At 33.2% G+C, this 6,689-nt stretch carries 7 protein-coding genes; 6 read left to right on the top strand and 1 reads right to left on the bottom strand.

The window, feature by feature from the left end; translation table 11 throughout:
• Window positions 1-577 precede the first annotated feature (577 nt).
• Window positions 578-1,561 carry an acyl-ACP desaturase gene (locus tag ABWO41_RS14070; protein ID WP_353139275.1) on the top strand — a complete coding sequence of 328 codons (984 nt, stop codon included), beginning with the start codon at window positions 578-580 and terminating at the stop codon, window positions 1,559-1,561.
• 64 nt (window positions 1,562-1,625) lie between these two features.
• Here the strand turns inward: ABWO41_RS14070 and ABWO41_RS14075 are convergent, their stop codons facing one another.
• Window positions 1,626-3,377 (bottom strand): bifunctional lysophospholipid acyltransferase family protein/GNAT family N-acetyltransferase, encoded by a 1,752-nt coding sequence (locus tag ABWO41_RS14075; RefSeq protein ID WP_353139278.1) that lies wholly within the window; start codon window positions 3,375-3,377, stop codon window positions 1,626-1,628.
• Window positions 3,378-3,492: 115 nt separating this feature from the next.
• Between ABWO41_RS14075 and ABWO41_RS14080 the strand changes: the two genes are divergently transcribed.
• The 5 genes from ABWO41_RS14080 to hpf all read left to right on the top strand — a co-directional run bounded on the left by ABWO41_RS14080 (window position 3,493) and on the right by hpf (window position 6,469).
• A complete protein-coding gene (locus tag ABWO41_RS14080; RefSeq protein ID WP_353139281.1) occupies window positions 3,493-4,371 on the top strand; it encodes a helix-hairpin-helix domain-containing protein in 879 nt (292 codons plus the stop codon).
• Window positions 4,368-4,898: an adenine phosphoribosyltransferase gene (locus ABWO41_RS14085; protein ID WP_353139284.1), complete on the top strand. Its 531-nt coding sequence runs from the start codon at window positions 4,368-4,370 to the stop codon at window positions 4,896-4,898. The genes ABWO41_RS14080 and ABWO41_RS14085 overlap by 4 nt, the downstream gene beginning before the upstream one ends.
• 84 nt (window positions 4,899-4,982) lie before the next feature.
• Window positions 4,983-5,171, top strand: a complete 189-nt coding sequence (gene rpsU / locus ABWO41_RS14090; RefSeq protein WP_353139287.1) for a 30S ribosomal protein S21 — start codon at window positions 4,983-4,985, stop codon at window positions 5,169-5,171.
• Window positions 5,172-5,238: 67 nt separating this feature from the next.
• Complete coding sequence (locus ABWO41_RS14095; protein ID WP_353139290.1) at window positions 5,239-6,117, top strand: tyrosine-type recombinase/integrase; 879 nt, start codon at window positions 5,239-5,241, stop codon at window positions 6,115-6,117.
• A gap of 13 nt (window positions 6,118-6,130) precedes the next feature.
• Window positions 6,131-6,469 carry a ribosome hibernation-promoting factor, HPF/YfiA family gene (hpf, locus tag ABWO41_RS14100; protein ID WP_353139293.1) on the top strand — a complete coding sequence of 113 codons (339 nt, stop codon included), beginning with the start codon at window positions 6,131-6,133 and terminating at the stop codon, window positions 6,467-6,469.
• Window positions 6,470-6,689: the final 220 nt, after the last annotated feature.

A 6,689-nucleotide genomic window follows, 5' to 3' on the forward strand; every position in this document is an offset into this window, starting at 1 on the left:
GCAGGGCCCTGGGCAGAACGCTCAGGGCCTTTTGCATTTGTGGCCCCCGGCTAAAACAGCAACAGCACAACAGCAACAGCACAACAGCAACAGCAACAACAATAACAGCAACAGGCACCGCGCAGGTCCTTCCTTCCCTTCGCCCTTACGGCTTAAACCATACATACCACATCAAGCATGAGGTTAACCTAAAGCAGGATGCCTATCAGGTCTTGTGTGAATACCAAACCCTGGATCTTTGGGATTCCAGGCCCTGGATGGTTAAGTGGGATATCATTCAGTGAACTTTACTTGAGTCTACCGGTACCTTGATGGAAAGCTGTTAAATAACTAAGTCAAATGACATATATTCGTAATCTTGATTGTTTTTATTGGTACCGCTATAATCGCTTTTACTTATTGGTGTTTGAATAGAGTTATTAATGCGATTTGCTATATATTAAAACGAGAACCAGATATTGATAAAAACTTATTTTAGGTCAAACTCAATTGATAAAGACAAAAGTATAATTTATTTGTACTAAGCAACTAATAAGTGCCGTTTTATCTTTATATTTGTTAATATATTTTATTTTTTATGCATGATTTATCTGTAGGTTCTAGAAAAGAGGTAATGACATATCTGGAGCCTTTTATGTTAGGTGAAATGGCAGATTACCTTAAGCCCGTTGAAGAGATGTGGCAACCTGCTGATTTTTTGCCTGATGCTAGCAAAGATACTTTTTTTGATGAGGTTAAGGAGTTGCAAGGAAGTACAAGAGAGCTTTCTTACGATTTATTAGCTGTTTTGATAGGCGATACTATCACAGAAGAAGCTCTTCCTACATATGAATCTTGGCTAACTATGGTAGATGATGTGTCCAAAAGTGAGCAGGGAGGATGGATGAGATGGGTAAGAGCATGGACTGCCGAAGAGAACCGACATGGAGATCTTTTGAATAAATATCTTTATCTGTCGGGTAGAATTAACATGAGAGCTATGGAAATCTCTACACAGTATCTAATACAGGATGGATTTGATATTGGAACAGGTTCTGACCCTTATAGAAATTTTATATATACTTCTTTTCAGGAATTAGCTACAAATGTTTCTCATAGAAGAGTAGCCAGTTTGGCTAAGCAAGCTGGAGATAAGTTATTATCTAAAATGTGCGGTGTTATTGCATCGGATGAGGCCAGACATGCTAAAGCATACAAGTCTTTTATTAGTAAAGCTATGGAGGTTGACCCGAGCGAAGTAATGTTGGCTTTTGAGGATATGATGCGTAAAAAGATTGTTATGCCTGCACATTTTTTAAGAGAAATAGGGCTTAAAATGGGTGAAACTTTTGGACATTTTACTGATGCAGCTCAAAGATTAGGGGTTTATACAGCAGTTGATTATGTAGAAATTCTAGAGGAGCTTAATAGAGATTGGAATATAGCTAATATTACAGGTTTAAATGGAGCTGGAGAAAAGGCAAGGGATTATTTAATGGCTTTACCCGATAGGCTTATAAGAGTAGCAGAAAGAATTAAAATACCTAATCTTGAATATAAATTTAGCTGGATACATGCTTAGGTACAATATAAAATGTACTTTATTATAAATAGAAAAGGCTACTTTCTTAAGTAGCCTTTTCTATTTATAAGTTTTTAGAAAGTTTACCAATCATATCCTGAGGTACATTATGTAAATCTAAAACTAAGAAGCCATCCAGACTATCTGAAAATTTTGGATCGATATTAAAGCAGATTATTTTAGCGTTTAGTCCTATATATTGACGAAGTAATACTGGTACTTTCACATGATTGGTTTCAATTTCTGCAATTAAACTATCTAAGTTTTTTAATGAACTGTGGCCAGCGGTTAATGTTTCGATATCTATCTTAGAGAAATCTATTTTAAATTGTTTACGAGGCTTAACCCATTCTGCCATTTCTTTATCAAAATGATTCTGATAAATAAAATTAACCATTAGAGATTTCGAAAATGTGCTAAAAGAGTTACTGATAGATACGGGACCTATAAGATATCGATACTGGGGATTGTCTATAACATACTTCAATATCCCTTTCCATAATAAAAATAGAGGTAAAGGCTTTTGTTGGTATTCTTTTCTTATCCATGACCGACCCAGTTCCAGGCTTTTCTTTAAAATATTATGAAAAGGAGCCTTTATTTTAAATAGTTCTGCTGTATAGAAACCTTTCTTTCCATAACTGTAAAATATTTCATCTCCTTTTCCAATCCTGTAAGCACCCACTATTGTTTCTCTTTCTTTATCCCAAATAAATAGATGATGGTAATAGATGTCATATTTATCTAAATCAATGCTTTTATTGGTTCCTTCGCCAACTTCCCGGAAAGTAATTTCACGGAGCCTGCCAATTTCTTTTATAATATTAGGAATATTATTGGTTGGGGTAATATATACCTCGTAATCCTTTTCTATCCATACCCTGTACTTTTCCAAATTGGAAACTTCCTGTTTCAATATTTCTTTCTTGATTTCCGGGATTATTTCCTGAGGCTTTTTACTCACTTTGAAAAGATTACCGGGATTGAAAATTCTTCGTTCGTTTTCCAAGCTAGCACCCAAGGCATAGGTCTTTGCTCTAACATAATTTAATATGTCATTAGGATTTCCGGAATTCGGAATGTCTTCGAAATAAATAGGCTTTCCAATACGTACTTTTATAGTATGCCCATTTTTATTAAAAAGTTCTGAAGGAAGTTTGGCTGTTCTTAATGTAGGATGGATTAATGAAAGTATATTAAATAGTAAACCGTTATTCCCATGGAAATATATAGGTACAATTGGTTTTTTTGATTTTGCTATAATCTTTCCAACAACAGGATGCCATTGTTTGTCTGTAACTTGCTGTTGACTTATTCTAAAAGTAGACACTTCACCTGCAGGAAAAATACCCAGAGGAGTGCCATTATTTAATAATGATAATGAAGTTTTTATTCCGCTTATACTTGAAGAATGTTCTATATTTTCGAACGGGTTCACAGCAACAAAGAACTCACTCAGATTAGGTATTTTTTTTAAGAGGAAATTTGCCATAACTTTGGCTTCGGGCCTAACAGAACATAAAATTTTTATCAGCATTAGGCCTTCTATACCTCCATAGGGGTGGTTAGCTAAAGCAATAAATGCGCCTGAAGCAGGTATATTCTTTAGATCGCTTTCAGAGATCTCTATTTTGGCACCTAGTAATCTTAGTATTTCATCAACGAAATCAATGCCTTCATAAGACATTGCTTTTTCAAAGGTTCTATTCACATCATTAATCTTCATTATTTCCATTAGTAATGATGCTAAACCGGGCATCCGCAACTTATCCAGTTTAGTTGCTTCTGCAAATTCTTCCGTAGTAATAATCTTCATGCTTTCTATTCAAAACGTAGCTACTGATATGCGAAGATGCAAAATGTATATTATGAATTTAAATAATTATATTTACTAATAAGCCAATATTGAACTGTTTTTATGAAATTGATTCATGATTAATAAAATAAAAGCTCATTTTAATGTTTCCAGAAGGGAATTACGTGGTATGGTTGTGGTGTTTTTATTATTTATTTTGATTTATTCTCTTCCCTATATTTATGAACGTTTTATTTATTCGCCATTAGAGTTTTCGATAACAGAAATTAAACCTCATATGGATAGCATTATATCTTTTAAGTCTCCAGTTAATGATAATGAAGACATAAATTTGCGAGAAATAAAGCTGTTCCGTTTCAATCCCAATGGACTTTCTATAGATGACTGGATAAAATTAGGACTTACCTCAAAACAAGCAGCATCTATAAAAAAATATGAAGCTAAAGGTGGCAAGTTTTATAAAAATGAAGATTTGAAAAAAATGTTTGTAATATCTGCCAAACAATATGTTATTCTGGAACCTTATATTGATATCCCTTCCAGGTCTACCAAAAACTTTACTGAGATTAAATCAAAGAAAGTTCTAATGGAGGATATTCAGATTGATATTAATAGCGCAGATTCTATAAATGTCCAATTAATAAAAGGTATAGGGCCTGTTTTTGCATCCAGAATAATCCGTTACAGAGACAGATTGGGCGGTTTTGTACAAAAAGAACAATTAAAAGAAATTTACGGTATAGATTCACTGAAATTTCATGAAATTAGCAAGCAAATCAATATTGATACACAAAATGTAAAGTTTGTTGATATTAATAGAATAGATATTAAAGAATTTAATGGTTTTCCATATTTAAATTATCGACAGAAAAAAGCACTGTTAGCATATAGGAAGCAGCATGGACCCTATCAAAATCTGGAAGGACTAAAGAAAGCTGCATTACTAGATGATAATATATTAAGGAAAATTAGTCCGTATTTTAAATTTAGATGATTGAACAAAAAATAAAAAAAGTAGTCAGGGATATAATAGACTTTCCTAAAGAAGGAATAGTGTTTAAAGATATTACTCCGATCCTAAAGGATCAGGAACTATGCAGTGAAATCATAGAAACATTTTTAGACAGGTTTAAACATTTGGAAATCGATGCTATAATAGGTGTGGAGAGTAGAGGTTTTCTTTTTGGAATGTTATTGGCCAATAAAATGAAGAAACCCTTTATCCCCATCAGAAAACAAGGAAAATTACCTTATAAGGCGGTTTGTGAGCAATATGATTTAGAGTACGGTAGCGCAATCCTGGAAATTCATGAAGATGCCTTTGCAAAAGGTAGTAAAGTATTAATTCATGATGATTTATTAGCTACAGGAGGAACAATTAATGCTGCTGCTAAGTTGGTTGGTAAATTAGGTGGAGAAATTTGTGGATTTTCTTTTCTAATAGGTCTAAGTTTCTTAAATGGGAAGGACATTCTTAAGCGATGGAGTCCCAATTGTATAGTTCTTGCTGAGTATGAATAAATAATCTTTAAAATTCTTGTTCTATAAAATAAAATTACTACTTTTGTACCTCAAAATTTTAAAAAGAAGGGTGGTATTTAACATATGATTATTATCAACATTAAGGATGGCGAATCTATTGATAGAGCACTTAAACGTTTCAAAAAGAAATTTGAAAAAACTGGTGTTTTAAGAGAGCTTCGTAGCCGTCAGGCATTCGAAAAGAAATCTGTTACTCGTAGAACACAGGTTAAAAATGCTATCTATAAACAATCTTTAAATCAAGAAATTTAATTTTATTAGATTTTCTATAATAGAAAACTATTTGTATATTCATTCGTGGGTATTCAAGTAGTTTTTTATGTTTTTAGAGCGTTTTTTTAATTATATCACTTACGAAAAAAAGTATTCCGCTCATACTATTCAGTCTTACAGGACTGATATTGCCCAATACCAATCCTTTTTACATTTATTTGAGGTCGATATTTTGTCGGCAACCCATCAGCAAATAAGAAGCTGGATTATGGAGATGATAGATAAGGAGATTTCTCCTAGAACTGTCAATCGAAAAATATCTGCTTTAAAGACTTTGTATTCTTTTTTGTCTTCAGAGGAATTAATTTTAGAAAATCCGACTCAAAAAATAATAGCACCAAAGATGGCTAAAGAATTGCCTGTATTTTTGGAGACGGATAAGATAAATGCACTGTTAGATTATTATGATTTTGAAAATAATTTCGGTGGGAAAAGAGATAGACTCATTTTAGACTTTCTTTTTTGTACCGGAGTCCGGCTAAGTGAATTGTTGGGAGTTATGGAGAGCGATTTAGATTTGCAGGAGAAGAAAGTTAAAGTTCTGGGGAAAGGAAACAAAGAGCGGATAGTTCCTATACCAGATTCTTTGGTATTAACAATTAAGGAATATCTGATAGAAAAGAAAAATGAATTCCCTGACAATAAAGAAGGTAACTTTATCGTTACTAACAAAGGATTAAAGGCATATCCTGAATTTATCTACCGAATAGTGAAAAAATATTTGTCTTTTATAACCACCAAGAGCAAAAAAAGTCCACACGTATTGCGACATACGTTTGCTACAGCTTTGTTAAACGCGGGAGCTGATATCAATGCTATAAAAGAGCTTTTAGGTCATGCAAGTTTAGCGGCCACACAAGTTTATACACATAATTCAATAGAGCGAATTAAATCAATTTATAAACAGGCTCATCCAAAAGCCTAAAAAAGGAGGTCCCATGAAAATCGGAGTTCAATCAATCCGTTTCAATGCCAATGAAAATTTATTGGCTTTTATTCAGAAAAAAACCAGCAAACTGGATTTAATCTTTGATCAGATTATTAGCGGAGATGTCTATTTGAAGATAGACCGGGTTCAGACAGACGCTAATAAAATAGCGGAGATAAAATTGATGATTCCAGGTAATGTTCTGTTTGCAAAGGAGCAATGCAAGACGTTTGAGGAGGCTACCGATTTAGCTGTTGAAAGTTTAAGAAGACAGATTAGGAAGTATAAGATTCGTTTGAAAGCGCGAAGCCGGTTGATGTCTTCAAAAAAAGAAGAAGATATAAATTAATTTATATTGTTAGAAATCAGATAGATTTAATATTACTTGAATCGGTGTTTTAAAAAACATCGATTTTTTTTTGAAAAAAATTTGGAGCGAATACTAATTTTTGTACTTTTGCAGTCCCCAAGGCGTACGGCTGTAAGGGAAAGAAAAAAGGTTCTTTAAAATATTTATAAAAGCCTCCTTAGCTCAGCTGGTAGAGCAACTGACTTGTAATCAGTAGGTC

The organism is Pseudopedobacter sp. (assembly GCF_040392825.1).
Taxonomy (GTDB): Bacteria; Bacteroidota; Bacteroidia; order Sphingobacteriales; family Sphingobacteriaceae; genus Pseudopedobacter.